This window comes from Micromonospora sp. NPDC023956, assembly GCF_040639195.1.
In the GTDB taxonomy this organism is placed as follows: Bacteria; Actinomycetota; Actinomycetes; order Mycobacteriales; family Micromonosporaceae; genus Micromonospora.
Map to the genome: position 1 here is coordinate 420,999 of NZ_JBEZZN010000002.1, position 15,021 is coordinate 436,019.

The 15,021-nt window shown below is 73.8% G+C and carries 13 protein-coding genes and 1 riboswitch; of the genes, 5 read left to right on the forward strand and 8 right to left on the reverse strand.

What is annotated here, in order from left to right:
• The first annotated feature begins 28 nt into the window (after positions 1-28).
• Positions 29-886, forward strand: a complete 858-nt coding sequence (locus AB0F58_RS04415; RefSeq protein ID WP_357137723.1) for a CPBP family intramembrane glutamic endopeptidase — start codon at positions 29-31, stop codon at positions 884-886.
• A 39-nt stretch (positions 887-925) separates the two neighbouring features.
• Here the strand turns inward: AB0F58_RS04415 and AB0F58_RS04420 are convergent, their stop codons facing one another.
• The gene (locus tag AB0F58_RS04420) at positions 926-1,780 is read right to left on the reverse strand and encodes a Rieske (2Fe-2S) protein (protein ID WP_357137727.1); all 855 of its coding nucleotides are present in this window, start codon (positions 1,778-1,780) and stop codon (positions 926-928) included.
• 193 nt (positions 1,781-1,973) lie between these two features.
• Entirely contained in the window at positions 1,974-2,600 is a 627-nt protein-coding gene (bluB, locus tag AB0F58_RS04425; RefSeq protein WP_357137729.1) for a 5,6-dimethylbenzimidazole synthase, read from the reverse strand.
• Positions 2,601-2,636: 36 nt separating this feature from the next.
• A riboswitch (cobalamin riboswitch) is annotated at positions 2,637-2,838 on the reverse strand.
• A 65-nt stretch (positions 2,839-2,903) separates the two neighbouring features.
• On the opposite strand from bluB, the gene AB0F58_RS04430 reads away from it, so the two are divergent.
• From AB0F58_RS04430 to AB0F58_RS04440, 3 genes are all read left to right on the forward strand, one after another.
• Positions 2,904-3,818 carry an EamA family transporter gene (locus AB0F58_RS04430; protein WP_357137732.1) on the forward strand — a complete coding sequence of 305 codons (915 nt, stop codon included), beginning with the start codon at positions 2,904-2,906 and terminating at the stop codon, positions 3,816-3,818.
• Between the two features lie 188 nt (positions 3,819-4,006).
• Positions 4,007-4,783 carry a crotonase/enoyl-CoA hydratase family protein gene (locus AB0F58_RS04435; protein WP_357137735.1) on the forward strand — a complete coding sequence of 259 codons (777 nt, stop codon included), beginning with the start codon at positions 4,007-4,009 and terminating at the stop codon, positions 4,781-4,783.
• Between the two features lie 9 nt (positions 4,784-4,792).
• Entirely contained in the window at positions 4,793-5,734 is a 942-nt protein-coding gene (locus tag AB0F58_RS04440) for a hypothetical protein (protein WP_357137737.1), read from the forward strand.
• Between the two features lie 139 nt (positions 5,735-5,873).
• Here the strand turns inward: AB0F58_RS04440 and AB0F58_RS04445 are convergent, their stop codons facing one another.
• The 6 genes from AB0F58_RS04445 to AB0F58_RS04470 form a co-directional block, all read right to left on the reverse strand.
• The gene (locus AB0F58_RS04445; RefSeq protein ID WP_357137740.1) at positions 5,874-6,920 is read right to left on the reverse strand and encodes an NlpC/P60 family protein; all 1,047 of its coding nucleotides are present in this window, start codon (positions 6,918-6,920) and stop codon (positions 5,874-5,876) included.
• A gap of 24 nt (positions 6,921-6,944) precedes the next feature.
• The gene (locus AB0F58_RS04450) at positions 6,945-7,430 is read right to left on the reverse strand and encodes a poly-gamma-glutamate biosynthesis protein PgsC/CapC (RefSeq protein ID WP_088981188.1); all 486 of its coding nucleotides are present in this window, start codon (positions 7,428-7,430) and stop codon (positions 6,945-6,947) included.
• Positions 7,427-8,704: a poly-gamma-glutamate synthase PgsB gene (gene pgsB, locus AB0F58_RS04455; protein ID WP_357137744.1), complete on the reverse strand. Its 1,278-nt coding sequence runs from the start codon at positions 8,702-8,704 to the stop codon at positions 7,427-7,429. The genes AB0F58_RS04450 and pgsB overlap by 4 nt, the downstream gene beginning before the upstream one ends.
• Position 8,705: 1 nt before the next feature.
• Positions 8,706-10,892, reverse strand: coding sequence for a HAMP domain-containing protein (locus tag AB0F58_RS04460; protein WP_357137747.1), 2,187 nt, complete (start codon positions 10,890-10,892; stop codon positions 8,706-8,708).
• Between the two features lie 165 nt (positions 10,893-11,057).
• On the reverse strand, positions 11,058-12,266 hold the full coding sequence (locus tag AB0F58_RS04465; protein ID WP_357137750.1) for a CapA family protein: 1,209 nt from the start codon (positions 12,264-12,266) through the stop codon (positions 11,058-11,060).
• A gap of 53 nt (positions 12,267-12,319) precedes the next feature.
• Complete coding sequence (locus tag AB0F58_RS04470) at positions 12,320-13,762, reverse strand: NAD(P)/FAD-dependent oxidoreductase (RefSeq protein ID WP_357137752.1); 1,443 nt, start codon at positions 13,760-13,762, stop codon at positions 12,320-12,322.
• A 141-nt stretch (positions 13,763-13,903) separates the two neighbouring features.
• On the opposite strand from AB0F58_RS04470, the gene AB0F58_RS04475 reads away from it, so the two are divergent.
• On the forward strand, positions 13,904-14,965 hold the full coding sequence (locus tag AB0F58_RS04475; protein WP_357137755.1) for a serine hydrolase domain-containing protein: 1,062 nt from the start codon (positions 13,904-13,906) through the stop codon (positions 14,963-14,965).
• The last annotated feature ends 56 nt before the right edge of the window (positions 14,966-15,021 follow it).

Consider the following 15,021-nt stretch of genomic DNA (forward strand, 5'->3'; position numbering starts at 1 on the left):
GTCGCAACCGGTTGGTACCGTGCCGGCAATGCTGGCCGAGGCGGAACCGGGTCGACGCCCCGGAGCGGGACGGACCGTCCTCCTGCTCGGCGGGATCCTGATCCTCGGCGCTGCGCTCTGGCTGGTCGCGACCGGCCAGAGCGGTATCCGGTACACCGCTGACCACGACGGCACGGTACCGATGTGGACCGGATGGGTGCCCGCGCTGGTCGGCATCGTGGCGGTCCGGCTCGTTCCGCCGGCCGCCTCGCCGGCCTGGCCGGACCGGGTCGCCGCCCCGTACCGCGAGGCTGTGCCGCTGCTGGTGGCCGGCGTCGTCTTCGCCACCGCCCTGCCGCTGCTCGGTGGTGAACCGTGGTACACGCTGCTGAAGGTGACGCTGCTGTTCGGCGTACCGGTGCTGGTCTTCCGGCTGTCGCGGCCGACGTGGCGGCCGTCGCCAGCGCCCGGCGACGCGGCCCACCGGTACGGGCCGGTGCTGCCGGTGGCGGTGTGGTTCGTGCTCAGCTACGCCACCCCGCTGGCCCGCCCGACCAGCGACTACGGCCGGACCGTCGACACCGCCGTGCTGGTCGGCACGCTGGTGGTGGCCTTCCTGGTCAACGCGCTGCTCGAGGAGGTCTTCTACCGGCGGTGGTTGCAGACCCGCTGGGAGTCGATCCTGGGGCGCTGGCCGGCGATCGTGCTGGCGTCGCTGTGCTGGGCGGCCTGGCACGTCGGCATCCAGGGCACCGGCCGGGTCGGGGACGACCTGGCGTCGGTCGCGGTCAACCAGGGCGTGACCGGCCTCTTCCTCGGTTACCTGTGGTCCCGGTACCGGCGGATGTGGCCGTTGCTCGTCGTGCACGGCGCGATCAACGCGGTGCCCGTCCTGCTCGGGCTCTGACCCGCGCCGGCTCCGGAGCACCGGGCCGTTCGGCGCGGGTCAGGCGAGGCGGGTCTGGAGGACGCCGTCGACGACCCGGGTGGCGAGGACCTGCTGGTCGTTGGCGGCCGGCCCGTGGACGACCTTGCCGCCGCTGTTGAGCTGGAAGGCGCTGCCGTGCCAGGGGCAGACGACGCACGGGTGACCGTCGATCTCCCGAACCTCGCCCTGGCCGAGCGGCCCGCTCTGGTGCGGGCAGCGTTCCAGCATGACGGTGACGTCGTCGCCGTGCCGGTAGAGGATCACCGAGACGTCCTCGATCTCGCGGGTGACCATCTCCCGGTCCGGCAGGGTGGCCATGTCGGCCACCGGGTGCCAGCCTTCCCGGATCCGGTGCGCCTCGGAGACGCTCTGGTTGACCTGTGCTGCCTGCTTGTACGCCAGGTGCCCGCCGAGGTACGCCCCGGCACCCGCCGCGCCGAGGCCGAGGTAGGCCAGCGTCCGCCCGAGGTTGTGCCGACCGGTCAACCGGGCGGCCAGCGAGCCGGCGTAGCAGGCCAGCCCGACGGTGTTCGAGGCGGCGTGCACCAGCCCCACCCGGCGCTGCTCTCGGTCCAGGGACGCCCAGTCGTTGAGTCCGGTGACGGCGGCCGGCAGGGCGCTGGCCGTACCGACGGCCACCAGCGCGGTCGCCGCCCGGCGCTGGCCGGGCATGGCGTCGAGAACGGCGGCGCTGATCCACGCCCCGACCGGCACCTGCACCAGCGCCGGATGCAGCGGATGCCCCAGCCACACGCCGTGCAGCAGGTCACGGACGCGCTGTGGGCGGAGGGTGGCCTGCACCGCCCGCTGGAGGCGGTCGCCGACCCGGTCCAGCCCCGTCGCCTGCTCGATCTTCATCAAGAGTGCTCGCACCCGTACCGACTTCCCGGTCCGGGGGCCCGCAAACCGGGCGGCGGTGACGAACTCCCCACCGCCTGACGCACGTGCGGACGGGGCCGGGATCCGGCGCCGTGACCGACTGGCCACGAGCGGGTCCGGGGTGGGGGGCGGCTCCCTGCTCGGGCCGCCCCCACCCGACGGACGTGGTCACATCCGCGTCACCGCCTCAGGGGCGCGGCGTCCACCGATCCCGGTGGACCGCCTCGGCCAGCGGACGGGCCTGCCGCCAGCCGTGCCGGGCCAGGTCCGGCACCGCCTCGAAGTGGGTCACCGGCCCGAGGCAGAGCCAGGCGACCGGCCGGATGCCGGGCGGGATGTCGAGCAGGTCGGCCAGCCAGGGTTCCCGGTAGAAGGAGACCCAGCCGACGCCGAGCCCCTCGGCGGTGGCGGCGAGCCAGAGGTTCTGGATGGCCAGGCAGGTCGAGTAGAGGCCGGTGTCGGCGATGGCGTGCCGGCCGAGCACCGCCGGCCCGCCCCGCGACTGGTCGTGGGTGACCACGATCGACAGGCTCGACTCCAACACGCCGTCGATCTTGATCCGGGCGAACCGTTCGGCCGCCTCCCCCGTCAGGGTGGCGGCGAAGACGTCCCGCTCGGTCCGGACGTGCTCGTGGAACCGGCGTCGGGTGTCGTCGTCGCGCACCACGACGAAGTCCCAGGGCTGGGAGTAGCCGACGCTCGGTGCGGCGTGCGCCGCGGTCAGCACCCGGTGCAGGGCCTCGTCGGGCACCGGCTCCCCGGTGAACTGGGCGCGTACGTCCCGACGGCGGTGGATGACGTCGTACAGGTCCATGGCAGGCTCCCGCTGCGCTCGGCCCACCCGGGCAGGGGTGGGCGCGTGACGCGAGGCCGGTCTTCGGACTCCCGGATCGACGCCGTGCCGTCCGCCTTCCCAGCCCTTCCGGACCAGTGGCTGCGCTGCTCGCGCGTGGACGGTGGCTCCCCGGTCACCGCGGCGGGCCCGTGCCGGATTCGCACCGGCTTCCCGATTCTCCCCGCTCACGCGGGGCACCTCACTGTGTCGTGCCGCCAGCATGGTAGCCGGAGGACGGGATTACGGTCGCCCTCCGATCGGGTCGGCCGGCATGCTGCACCCATGTACGCGCACGCCCTCCGTCATCCGCAACCGCCTCCCACCACCGCCGTCGCCCGGCTCGTCGGTGTGGTCGGTCGACCGGACGCCGTACCGCCGCCGCTGCTGATGCTGCTCGGGATGTTCTCCACCCAGCTCGGCGCGGCCGTGGCCAAGCACCTGTTCGGCACCACCAGCCCCGGTGGCACCACCACGCTGCGGCTCGGCTTCGCCGCGCTGATCCTGCTCGCGATCGCCCGTCCCGGACTACGGCTGGGTTGGCGTACCGCCGGGCTGGTGGTCGGGTTCGGCCTGATGCTCGCGTTGATGAACCTCAGCTTCTACGCCGCCCTGCACCGGGTGCCGCTCGGCGTGGCGGTGACCATCGGGTTCGCCGGGCCGCTGCTGGTGGGGCTGGCCGGCAGCCGTCGACTGCTCGACGTGCTCTGGGCGGTGCTGGCCGGCGGTGGCGTCCTGCTGATCAGCGGCCTGGGCGGGACGGCGGTCGACGGCCTCGGGCTGCTCTTCTGCGTCTGCACCGCGATCGGCTGGGCCGGCTACGTGGTGTTCGGCGGGGCGGTCAGCAAGCGGGTACCCGGCACCCGGGGGCTGGCCCTCGGCATGGCCGTCGGCGCGCTCGCCGTGCTGCCGTTCGGCGTCGCGGGGAGCGGCAGCGCACTGCTCGACCCGGGGATCCTGCTCCTCGGCGTCGGCGTGGCGCTGCTGTCGTCGGTACTGCCGTACTCGGCGGAGATGTCCGCTCTGCGCCGGATGCCGGCCCGGGTCTTCGCGGTGCTGCTGAGTCTCGAACCGGCGATCGGCGCGCTGGTCGGTCTGGTCCTCCTCGGCGAACTGCTCACCTGGCCGCAGTTCCTCGGCGTGGGCTGCGTGGTCGGTGCCGCACTCGGCGCCACCCTGGTCCGCCCCGACCGGACCTGAACCGGCGGCCCGGAACCTGGATCCGACAGGCCCGGAACCTGACGGCCCCTGGAAGCCGGCGGGCCCGGATGGCGGTGACCCCGGCCGGGCCGGTGGGCTCGGGATCCGACCGGCACGGCACGACGGGCCCGGGAGCCGACGGTGCCGGGCGTCTGGCGCGGCGGGGCGGTGCCGGGCATCCTGGTCCGATGGGTGTGCGGGTCGAACGCGACGGACCGGTGACCACGGTGATCCTGGACCGACCGGCGGCCCGCAACGCCGTCGACGGCCCGACCGCGCGGGCGCTCGCCGACGCGTTCCGCGCCTTCGAGGCCGACCCGGCCGCCGCTGTTGCCGTGCTCTGGGGCGCGGGCGGCAGCTTCTGCGCCGGTGCCGACCTCAAGGCCATCGGTACGCCGAGCGGCAACCGCGTGGAGTCGGAGGGGGACGGCCCGATGGGGCCGACCCGGATGTCGCTGACCAAGCCGGTCGTCGCCGCGATCTCCGGGTACGCCGTGGCCGGCGGTCTGGAGCTGGCCCTCTGGTGCGACCTGCGGGTCGCCGAGGCGGACGCGGTGCTCGGTGTCCTCTGTCGGCGCTGGGGGGTGCCGCTGGTCGACGGCGGCACGGTACGCCTGCCCCGGCTGATCGGCGAGAGTCGGGCGATGGACCTGATCCTCACCGGCCGACCCGTGCCGGCGGACGAGGCGTACGCGATGGGTCTGGTCAACCGGCTGGTCGAGCCCGGTACGGCCCGCGCGGAGGCCGAGCGGCTGGCCGCCGAGATCGCCCGCGCGCCGCAGCGCTGCCTGCGCAACGACCGGGCCGCGGTGCGGGCCGGCGCGGGTCGCCCGGAGGCGGAGGCGATCGCCGTCGAGCTGGCCTACGGCCTCGATTCGCTGACCGAGGCGGCGGCCGGTGTCGCTGCCTTCACCGCCGGCGCCGGCCGGCACGCCCGCCCCGTCGACCCGACCCGGTTCGGTTAGCCTGCACACGTGCCAAGATCCGCTTCCGTCGTCGGTCCGACCAGACGAACGGTCATCCTCGCCGCCGCCGCAGCAGCGGCTGCCGCCACCGCCGCCGCCACCGCCGCCGGGTGGGGTCGGGACGAGCCGGCGGCGCCGGCGGCGCTTCCGGACCTCGACCCGGCACAGGTCGTCGACGAGTTGACCGCCGGCCTGTCCCGGACCGGCCCGTACCGGGATCCGGACGCGGACGAACGGTCCCGGGCCCGCCGGGCGGCCCGGCTGTTGATCGACAACCCCGACGACCACGCCGGCCAGGAGGAACTCCTCGCCGGTCTGGGCTTCGCGGCGCGGCAGAGCACCGACCCGGCCACCGGACGCCCGGTCACCGTCTTTCTCGCCGACGGCTCGGACGAGCGCACCTGGGGGGCGCTGGTGCTCGACCGGTCGGCGGCATCGCGGCAGGTGGTCCAGGTCCCGCACCCGGCATTCGACCTGGACACGGAGAAGCTCGGGCTCGCCCTGCACCGGCGACTGCCGGGCAGCGTGCTGCTGGTGGCCGGCGCGCACCGGGAGGCGGCCGGCGGGACGGCGGACGTGGCGCACAACAGCGACTCGCTCTTCCACACCCTGGCGGTCGAGTTCGCCCGACGCGGGCTGGACCAGATCCAGCTGCACGGTTTCGCCGACCGGAACCTGGAAGGGGCCGACGCCGTCGTGTCGACCGGTTCGGCACCGCGCAGCCAGGTGGCCCGCCGGATCGCCGACGGACTGAGCCGCAGCGGGCTGAACACCTGCCGGGCCTGGTCGCAGAAGTGCGGTCAGCTGGAGGGCACCCGGAACGTGCAGGGCCGGGCCAGCGACGGGTTGGACGGTGCCTTCGTCCACCTGGAACTGAGCTGGTCGGTGCGCCGGGACGCGGTCGCCCGGGACATGGTCGCCCAGGTGCTCGCGGAGCGGCTGCGGGGCTGACCGTCCCGCTCCGCCGAGTCCTCCCGGCCGGCGGTCCACCCCGCCCCGCCGAGTCCTGCCGGCGGGCAGATCGTCCCGCCCCGCCGGAGCACGCCGGCCGGCGACCTCTCCCGACCGGACCGGCGGCCCCGGACCTCGGTCAGACCCGCCGGGCGGTACGGAACCGGGTCGCCCAGTAACCGGTGCCGTCGAGCGTCGACTCGCCGCCCAGGTCGCCCATGGTCGGCCCGTTGGCGGTGGTACGGCTGGAGATGAACCGGTGGTGCCCCCGGTCGTCCACGCCGAGGTACATGCCGGAGTGCTCGATGTGCGTCCCCTGCACCGGCCCCGCGTTGAAGAACAGCAGGTCCCCGGGGAGCAACCGGTCCAGTTCCCGGGCCCGTCTGCCGGTGTTCGGCATCAGTTGGGCGCCGGGGCCCACCGAGGCCATGGCGTACGCCCGCCGGGGCAGCCCCGGGCCCGCCTCGTTCGTCCCGCGCAGCGGGTAGCCGAGCCGGTAGCCGTAGACCATCCGCAGGAACCCCGAGCAGTCGAGGCTACGGATGTGCGCGGCGGCCGGCTTCTCCTTCTTGTCGGGGAAGGTCCAGGGGATCCCGAGGTAGTCGTAGAAGTCGGAGTTCTCCGCCCGGCCGTCCGGATCCTTGTCGGAGAGGGGTCCGAAGGCGGCGTCGCCGGAGTACTGCAGGCCCTGATCGTCCTTTTTCGGCGACGAGACGTAGGTGTACTCCATGGCCACCCCGAGCACGTCCGGAGAGCGGTCGGCGCGCGCCCTGGTGAACCAGGTGGTGAACCAGGCGTCCTGCTCCGCGCCGGCGTACCACTCCTTCGGGGCGAGCCGCACCCACAGGTCGGTGTGCACCCTGGCCTTGGTGAACCGGGGTTCCGCGAAGGTGCGCTCCGGCCCGTGCAGGTGCACCGTCCGGGCTCCGTCGGTCATGGTGGCGAGAACCTGCCCCGAGGCGTCGACGATCTGGGTCCGGTCGGGAGCGCTCAGCCGACGGTAGCTGTGCCCGGTGTCGGCCCGGACCACGCTCTGCGGCACGGCGGCGGCTCCGAGCGACAGCACGATCCGGTCGGTGGAGGGGCGGGCGACGAGGTAGGTGACGAAGCCGGCCCCGGTCAGCAGTGCGAACGCGGCGAGGGTGACCAGGGCGGCCTGGGTCCGGGAGTAGGTCCGGTAGTTCATCGGCTGTTCCTCGGTTTCGGCCGGTCAGGTGACCGGGACGAGGCCGGCGACGACGCCGCTGAACGCGACGCCGTAGGTGATCGCGGTGACGATCGCGGTGGCCACGACGGTTGCCTTCGGTGGCTGTCGGACGAGCTGGTAGGCGATCAGCCCCGGCGCGACGAAGCCCAGGGTCTGGTGGGCGAAGAGGAGCGGCAGGTCCTTCTGCACGATCACGAAGAGCGTCAGTTGGAGGAAGACGCTCAGCAGCACGATCGCGGCGAAGAGCCGCTTGCCGTAGAGGATCACCACCCGCTGCATCAGCAGCGTCAGCCCGTACGTGACCACGGTCATCACCACGATCACGCCCGCCTGGAGCGGGTCCTCGATCAACGCCAACGCGATCCAGCCCGGCGTGATCATGCCGCCCGGCGAGAGGTTGGTGGTCAGATAGCAGAGCAGCGCGAAGACCAGTCCGATGCCGAGGCAGGCGGTGGCGAGTTGCGCGCTGAGCTCTCCTCCGAAGGTCACCGACGGATCCTTTCCAACAGCACGGTCTCGTCATCGTTGTCGAACCCCGGCACGGTCGGCGTCCGCAGCATCGATTCGGACCCGGCCTGTCCCTGCGGACTCCAGCTGGGCAGTGCGGCCAGCTCGTGCAGCAGCACCTCGCCCTGACCGTGGATGTTGCCCACCGCGACGATCGACGCGTCCGCCGAGGTGGCGGTCATCACGTCGGCGAGCAACCGCTCCGGGGGCAGCTTCCCGCCGAGGTCGACCACCCGTTCCTGGAGATCCGGGGGCACGGTCACCCGGGCGCTGCGGGTCATCTCACCGATCAGCACGATGCGCTGCGGCTTGATGCGGCCGGAGAGCGCGCCCATCTGGCCGTTGCGTTCCACCCGGTCCGGGCGGCAGTTGATCACCATGGTGAGCGGCCGTCCGATCAGCCGCTGCCGCTCGAGCTGCTCGATGTTCATGAAGGTGGACTCGGGGTCGTTGGCGGCGAAGATGTTGGCGAAGCGGACCCGCTTACCCTCGTACAGCACCCGGGCCACCGAGAGGACACCCGGATCCGGGGGAGCCGACCACATCCCGGCGAGCGCGCTGCGCCGGTCGACGCCGAGCTGTTCGGCCACGGCGAGCGCGATCGCCACGTTCTCCTTGAAGGTGATCCAGCCGAAGCCGGCCATCTCCCGGTCGCTGACCGACTCCGGGTCGACCGCGATCAACCGGCAGTCGCGTCGGGCGGCCTCCTGTTCGAGGATCGCCAGCCGGTCCCGCTCCGCGGTGATGCAGATCCCGCCCACCGGCATCGACCGGCTCAGCGACCGGGCCACGTCGTCCAGGGTCGGTCCCATCTCGGCGAGGTGGTCCTCCCGGACGTTGCAGAGCACCCCGATGTTCGACCGGATCAGCTTGCTCTGGTTGATCTCCTGGAGTGCGGGCATCACCGCCATGCACTCGATGACCAGCGAGTCGGGGTGATAGACGGCGGCCCGGCGGACGATGCCGATCTGCTCGACCACGTTGGCGATGCCGAACTTCCGGTGCACCGGCTCCTCGCTGGCGTCCGGGAAGATGAACCGGGCGGCGGTGCCCGTGGTCTTGGCGACCACCACCTTGCCGCCACCGCGCAGCGCACCGGCGCAGAGCCGGGTGATCGAGCTCTTGCCCCGGATCCCGTTCACCAGCACCCGGTGCGGGATGCGGTCGAGGTTGCGGTAGTGGTTGCGCTGCTCGATGACCCCGGCGACGAGCAGCGACAGACAGCAGAGCGCGTAGACGGTGTAGAGGTAGAACATCTCAGCCCTTCTTCGCCCGAGCGGGGAGCGGCCGCCGGACCCGGGGCAGGACCGTCGTCCGGTTCAGCTCCGAACCGCGCATCCGGATGGCGCCACCGAACCGGGCGGAGCCGGTGTGCCGGACCTGCCGGCAGATCTCCAGGCACATCGCCACCGCGCCGATGTCGTCGTGGCGCTGCGGCGGCACCGGCACGTCGATCTCGCCCCGGCTCATCCGGTTGGCGAAGCGGGCCAGCCGCTGTAGCGGCCGGACGTAGATGTAGAGCTGCCACATGTGGGTGAGCAGGATGATCCCCACCATCGCGGCGGCCACCAGCAGCGTCCACCGCCGTTCCACCATCTCCGGCAGGCGCAGGGCGGCGATGTCCTGCTCCACGACCACCGACCACTCCAGGTGGGCCACGGTCGCCGGTGCGGTCAGTCCGGACGCGGCCACCAGGGCGGGAGCCCCGTCGGCGGTCGTCGAGCGGCCGACGGTGTTGCCGGGCAGCGCCTCGACCGCCGCCGAGGCGACCAGGTCCTCCCCGATCGGCTGGTACGCCCGGAAGCCCTCCGAGTCGAGGATGGTGCGCAGTTCGGCGTCCACCACCCGGACCCGGCCGTCGACCCGCCGGACCAGCCCGACCAGGCGGTCCGGGTCGAACTCGCCCACCACCGCGAAGCCGTCGGAGCGCAGGTTGTAGGCGAACACCACGGGCAGTCGGGAGACGGCCTCGTCGAGGTGGACGCCCACCTCGCCGGGGAGCGGCTCGGCCGTACGCAGCGGTTCCCGTCCCACCGAGACCACGACCTTCCCGTCCCGGTCCACCAGGTAGAGCGCCCGGAGCCGGCTCTCCTCGGCGAGTTCCCGGCGCAGCGCCCCGGCGGTCCGCTCCCGGTCGTCGGGGTCGACCGACCGGGAGGTCCGGGACACCGTCCCCAGCCCGGCGTCGAGGGCGCTGCCCAACGCGACGGCCGCTTCCTCCGCCCGGTTCTCCTGGTCCCGGACGAGCTGCGTCGGCACCGTGGGAGCGGGGGTCTGGAGCGCCAGCAGCACGGCCCCGGCCGGCCAGAGCAGCGCGACCACCATCGCGACGGTCAGCCCCTGTAGGACGGTGGGCCGCCACCGGCGCGCGGCGGGCGGCCGGTCCCCCGAGGTCAGCGCGAGGGCCCGGGCGATCCGGTGCGCCTCGGCGATCCGGGCCGGTCGGCGGTGCGGGGTGAGGCCGCCGCAGGCGTCCGCCTTGGCCTGCGCGAGCAGGACCCGGATCGGACGGACCAGCGACACCCGCATGAGCAGGAAGCTCGGCACCGCGAACATCAGCAGGGTGAGCCCCAGCAGCAGCCCGGTGCGCAGCGAGGCGCCCCCGGTGACCTCTGCGGCCAGCAGCGAGACCACGACCAGGCCGGTGTCGCCGACCGGCGCGGAGGACACGATCAGCCTCCGGTCCGGCCACTCCTTGATCACCACCTCGCGGCTCTGCCGCGAGGTGGTCTCGGCCAGGCCCTCGAAGACGACAGGCAGGTGCTCCTCACCGACCGCGTTGGCCCCCTGCATCAGGCTCGTCCTGCCGTCGCGGGTGAGCACGTGGACGCCGTGCCCCGCGTCGGGGTTCAGCCGCAGGTTGCGCAGGGTGAGCGGGCGCAGTGCCACCAGCGTCCGGGTCCCGTCCAGCCGGTACGCGCGCAGCACCACCGGCCCGTCCGGCATGGTCACCCCGAACGCCGAGTCGAGCGGGATCTCGGCGGGGAGCAGGTCGGCGGGTACGGCGGTGCCCTTGGCGGCGAGCGACCGCCGGGACGCCGTGTCCAGCACGGCGGCGCCGCTGACCGAGGTGCCGTCGCCGACCACCCGCGCCAGCAGTTCGGCGTCGGTGCCGGTCCCCCGACCGGCCACCGCACGGTCCAGCTCGTCGGACCAGGCGCGGGTGGCCACCGAGATGGTGGACGCCAGCTTGGTGACCACGTCGCGCTGCGAGTCGATCACCGCGGGCAGGACGCCCCGCTGGGCGTTGAGCGCGAACCCGAGCACCACCGCGACGACGACGAACATCGAGGCCCAGAGGTAGATCAGGGACGGCGCGCCGCTGCCGGCCGGGAAGGCCGCCGCCGGGAGCTGCTGTTCCAGGGCCCGACGCCGCCAGAGCAGGAGCTGCTCCCGGTCGTCCGGTCCGCCACCGCCGCGCGGGTGCGGAAAGTGCCCAGGCATCACTGACACGACCGTTCGCCTTCCCCCGTGACATCCACCCGTACCTCAGCCGTAGGCCACTGACCTGGGACAGCAGACGGCGGGCCGAATGTTAGCAATACTCGCGGACAACGAGACGTGGGTCGGGCGCCGCTCCGGGCCCCCGGGACGGGCGGGGCAGGTCGCTCATCCTCCCGTTCCGCGCACCACCAGACCGGCCTCGCCGGCCGCCCGCGTCAGCAGATTCCCCTGGATACGCTCGACGGCCGCCTCGTAGATCCGCCGACGCCCCGGGGGCAGGGCGGGATCGGCCAAGGCCCGTTCCAGGTCGATCAGACGGATGTCGGGGTTCAGGTCCACAAACGTGGGTAGTGCCTCGACGGCCACCACTTTCCACCGTTTCGTCGCCGTGGCCGGTCCGAACGTCACCCGAACCATGACCCCGTCGCGGTTGGCGTTGACCGGCTCCGCGTGCCGGGCGAGCTGGTTGCCCATCCCGTAGACGATCCACTTGTCGCCGATCCGCTCGACCGGCTGGACGACGTGCGCGTGGTGACCGAAGACGAGGTCCACGTTGCGCAGCTCCGCCACCTCCCGGGCCCAGGTCTGCTGGTCGGCGTCGGGCTCGTGCTCGTACTCGGTGCCCCAGTGCAGGCTGACCAGGACGATCTCCGCACCGGCCGCGCGGGCCCGCGCGGCGTCCTTCTTGATCTTGTCGGTGTCGATCAGGTTGGCGATCCAGGCCTGCCCGGACGCCGGGCGCAGCCCGTTGAAGCTCTTGGTGTAGCTCAGGTGCGCGATCCGCACCCCGTCCACCGGATAGATCCGGGGCCGGGTGGCGTCACGGGCGGTGCGGTACGTGCCGGTGTGCCCCAGCCCGGCGCCGTCCAACGCGTCCAGGGTGCGCTTCACCCCGTCGTAGCCCTGGTCGATGCTGTGGTTCGAGGCGGTCGAGCAGCCGTCGTACCCCACGGCCCTGATGCCCTGCGCCACCTCCCGGGGCACGCTGAACCGCGGAAAGCCGATGTACGGGCCGCCGGGCGGCGCGACCGGGGTCTCCAGGTGGCACAGCGCCAGGTCCGCGCTCTCCACCGCCGAGCGGACCGGTGCCAGCATCGGCGCGAAGTCCAACTGCCCGCGGCCGTCCCGCCGGGCCTGGTCCCACAACTCCGGGTGGACGAGGATGTCACCCGCGCCGAGCACGGTGACCGTACGGCCGGGCACCTCGACCGGAGCACCCACCGGCCGGGGCCGACCGGTCGGCACGGGCGACCCGCTCGACCACGGACCCACCAGGTAGATCCCGGTGGCGGCCAACGCCACTGCGGTGAGGCAACTCAGCAGTGTCCGCACCGGACCGGGGAACCGCCGGAGGGAGAGAGGGTTCTTCGGCACCGCGCAAGGCTAGCCGGCCCTCCAGCGGCGGCACGTCCCACCTCCGGGCCGGGTCAGGCCAGGTCGGCCAGGGCGGTCAGGATGGCGCGGTGGAAGGTCGGGTACGCGTAGATCATGTGCCGGAGCCGGTCCACCGGAACGGCCGCGTGCACCGCCACCACCAGCGCGGACAGCACCTCCCCGCCGGCCGGGCCCACCGACGTGGCGCCGATCAGTACGCCCCGTTCGGCGTCCGCGACGAGCTTGACGAACCCGTCGTCGCCGACCCGGTGGATCCAGCCCCGGGTGGACGAGGAGAGCGGCGCGAAGCCGACCCGGACGTCGAACCCCCGGTCCCGGGCCTGCCGTTCGGTCAACCCGACCGCCCCCACCTCCGGGTCGGTGAAGGTGACCCGGGGCAGCGCCCGGTAGTCCGCCCGGGGCACGCCACCGGCCGCCTCCGGGGCGACGCCGTCCGCGCCGGCGGTGCCGCTGGCGTCCGGCGCGCCCGGGACCCGGCCGACCCGGTCGAGCAGGTCGCGGACGACGATCTCCGCCTGGTACATCGCGATGTGCGTGAACGCCCCCTCGCCGGTGACGTCGCCGACCGCCCAGATCCCGTCGCCGGCCCGCATCCGGTCGTCGACCGGCAGGTAGCGCTGCCCGCCGTCGAGGCCGACGGTGTCCAGCCCCACCTCGTCCAGGTGGGCCCGCCGGCCGGTGACCACCAGCAGCCGCTCGGCGGTGAACCGGGCACCGTCACCGGCCCGCAGCGCGAACCCGGTCGCCTCGTCGTGGTCGATCCGCTCCACCCGGACGCCGGTGTGGATCTCCACCCCGTCGGCGCGCAGGGCGGCGGCGGCCACCTCGGACGCCTCCGGCTCCTCGACGGCGAGCACCCGGTCGGACGCCTCGACCACGGTCACCCGCACCCCGAACCGGGCGAACACCTGGGCCAGCTCCAGCCCGATCGCGCCGCCCCCCAGCACCAGCAGCGACGCCGGCAGCTCGGCCACCTCGATCGCCTCCCGGTTGGTCCAGTACGGCGTCCCGGCCAATCCGTCGACCGGTGGCACCGACGGCCGGGTACCGACCCCCACCACGATCCCGTACCGGGCCCGGAAGACCTGGTCGCCGACGGCGACCCGCCCCGGGCCGGCCAGCCGTCCGGTGCCCCGGACGAAACGGCCGCCCTTACCGGTGAAGCGCGCGACGGCGGCGGTGTCGTCCCAGTCGGCGGTCGCCTCCTCGCGGATCCGGCGGGCCACCGGGGCCCAGTCCGGCCGGACCTCGGCCGACCCGGCCAGCCCGTCGACCCGCCGCGCCTCGGCCAGCGCGTTCGCCGCCCGGATCATCATCTTGCTCGGAATGCAGCCCCAGTACGGGCACTCGCCACCGACCAGCCCCCGCTCGACGCCGACGACGTCGAGACCCGCCTCGGCGAGCCGCCCGGCCACCTCCTCGCCGCCCACCCCGAGCCCGATCACGACCACGTCCACCTGCTGCGGCTGCGTCATCCCGACAGCATCCCCCAGCCATCGCGGCGGACCACCGGGAGGGCGCACGTCGGACCGGCCCGGCGGTCCCGGTGCGACCGGATCCGGGCCGCACCGGTAATACCCGCGCGGAACCGCCGCGGCACGCCCTACCGTGGCTCGATGCGCGCACGCTTCGCGGCGGTCCACGACTGCTTCCGGGATCTGTTCGACTCCGGCCGGGAGACCGGCGCGGCACTGACCGTGCGGTACGACGGCCAGCCGGTGATCGACCTGGCCGCCGCCGGTGCCGGTGCCTCCGGGTGGCGACCGGACACCCTGGTCAACGTGTACTCCGTCGGCAAGCCGGTGGCCGCCCTCTGCCTGCTGCTCCTGGTCGACCGGGGCCGGGTCGACCTGGACGACCCGGTGACCCGGCACTGGCCGGAGTTCCGGACCCCGGCCACCGTCCGGCAGGTGCTCGCCCACACCGCCGGCCTGCCGGTCTTCCCGGTGCCCCGGCCGGCCGCCGCGCTGGGCGACTGGGCACTGCTCACCGGCGACCTCGCCGCCGCCGAGCCGGAGTGGGAGCCGGGCACCGTCGCCGGCGAGCACGCGCTGACGTACGGGCACCTCGTCGGCGAACTGGTCCGCCGGGTCGACGGCCGGTCGGTCGGCCGGTTCCTCGCCGAGGAGATCGCCGGGCCGTGGCGTCTCGACCTCGGCTTCGGGCTGGACGCCGCCGACCAGCGGCGCTGCGCCGACCTCTCGTACGGGGTGCCGGGCTGGCCGGTGACCACGCTGGGCGGGACCGGATCGCTGCGGGAACGGGCGCTGGCCAACCCCGCCGGTTGCCTCGACCTGGCGGTGCTGAACAGCCCACTCTGGCGCGGCGCGGAGATCCCGGCGGTGAACCTGCACGCCACCTCGACCGGCCTGGCCCGGCTCTACGACGGGTTGCTGGCCGGCGGCACCCTCGACGGGGTACGCCTGTTCACCCCCGACCTGGTGACCGAGGCGACCCGGGTGCAGTACGACGGCCCGGACCTGCTCCTGGAGAGCCGTACCCGGTGGACCCTCGGCATGCAGTACGAGGAGGACGGGAGCTGGGGCATGGGCGGGATCGGTGGCAGTTGCGCCTGGGCCGACCCGGTCCGGGGCTACACGCTGGCGTACACCACCGCGCGACTGGCCGGGTTCGACCGGGTCGAGGCGCTCGTCGACGCCCTGCACTCCTGCCTGTAGCCCGGCGCGAAGACGCCGGAGAGGTGCCCCGCCGACGCCGGAGCGGCACCACGCCC

Coding starts and splice junctions, on each gene's coding strand:
- AB0F58_RS04460 (WP_357137747.1), bottom strand. CDS start 10,892: ATGCCTGGGCACTTTCCGCACCCGCGCGGCGGTGGCGGACCGGACGAC.
- bluB (WP_357137729.1), bottom strand. CDS start 2,600: ATGGACCTGTACGACGTCATCCACCGCCGTCGGGACGTACGCGCCCAG.
- AB0F58_RS04415 (WP_357137723.1), top strand. CDS start 29: ATGCTGGCCGAGGCGGAACCGGGTCGACGCCCCGGAGCGGGACGGACC.
- AB0F58_RS04475 (WP_357137755.1), top strand. CDS start 13,904: ATGCGCGCACGCTTCGCGGCGGTCCACGACTGCTTCCGGGATCTGTTC.
- AB0F58_RS04445 (WP_357137740.1), bottom strand. CDS start 6,920: ATGAACTACCGGACCTACTCCCGGACCCAGGCCGCCCTGGTCACCCTC.
- AB0F58_RS04470 (WP_357137752.1), bottom strand. CDS start 13,762: ATGACGCAGCCGCAGCAGGTGGACGTGGTCGTGATCGGGCTCGGGGTG.
- pgsB (WP_357137744.1), bottom strand. CDS start 8,704: ATGTTCTACCTCTACACCGTCTACGCGCTCTGCTGTCTGTCGCTGCTC.
- AB0F58_RS04435 (WP_357137735.1), top strand. CDS start 4,007: ATGGGTGTGCGGGTCGAACGCGACGGACCGGTGACCACGGTGATCCTG.
- AB0F58_RS04430 (WP_357137732.1), top strand. CDS start 2,904: ATGTACGCGCACGCCCTCCGTCATCCGCAACCGCCTCCCACCACCGCC.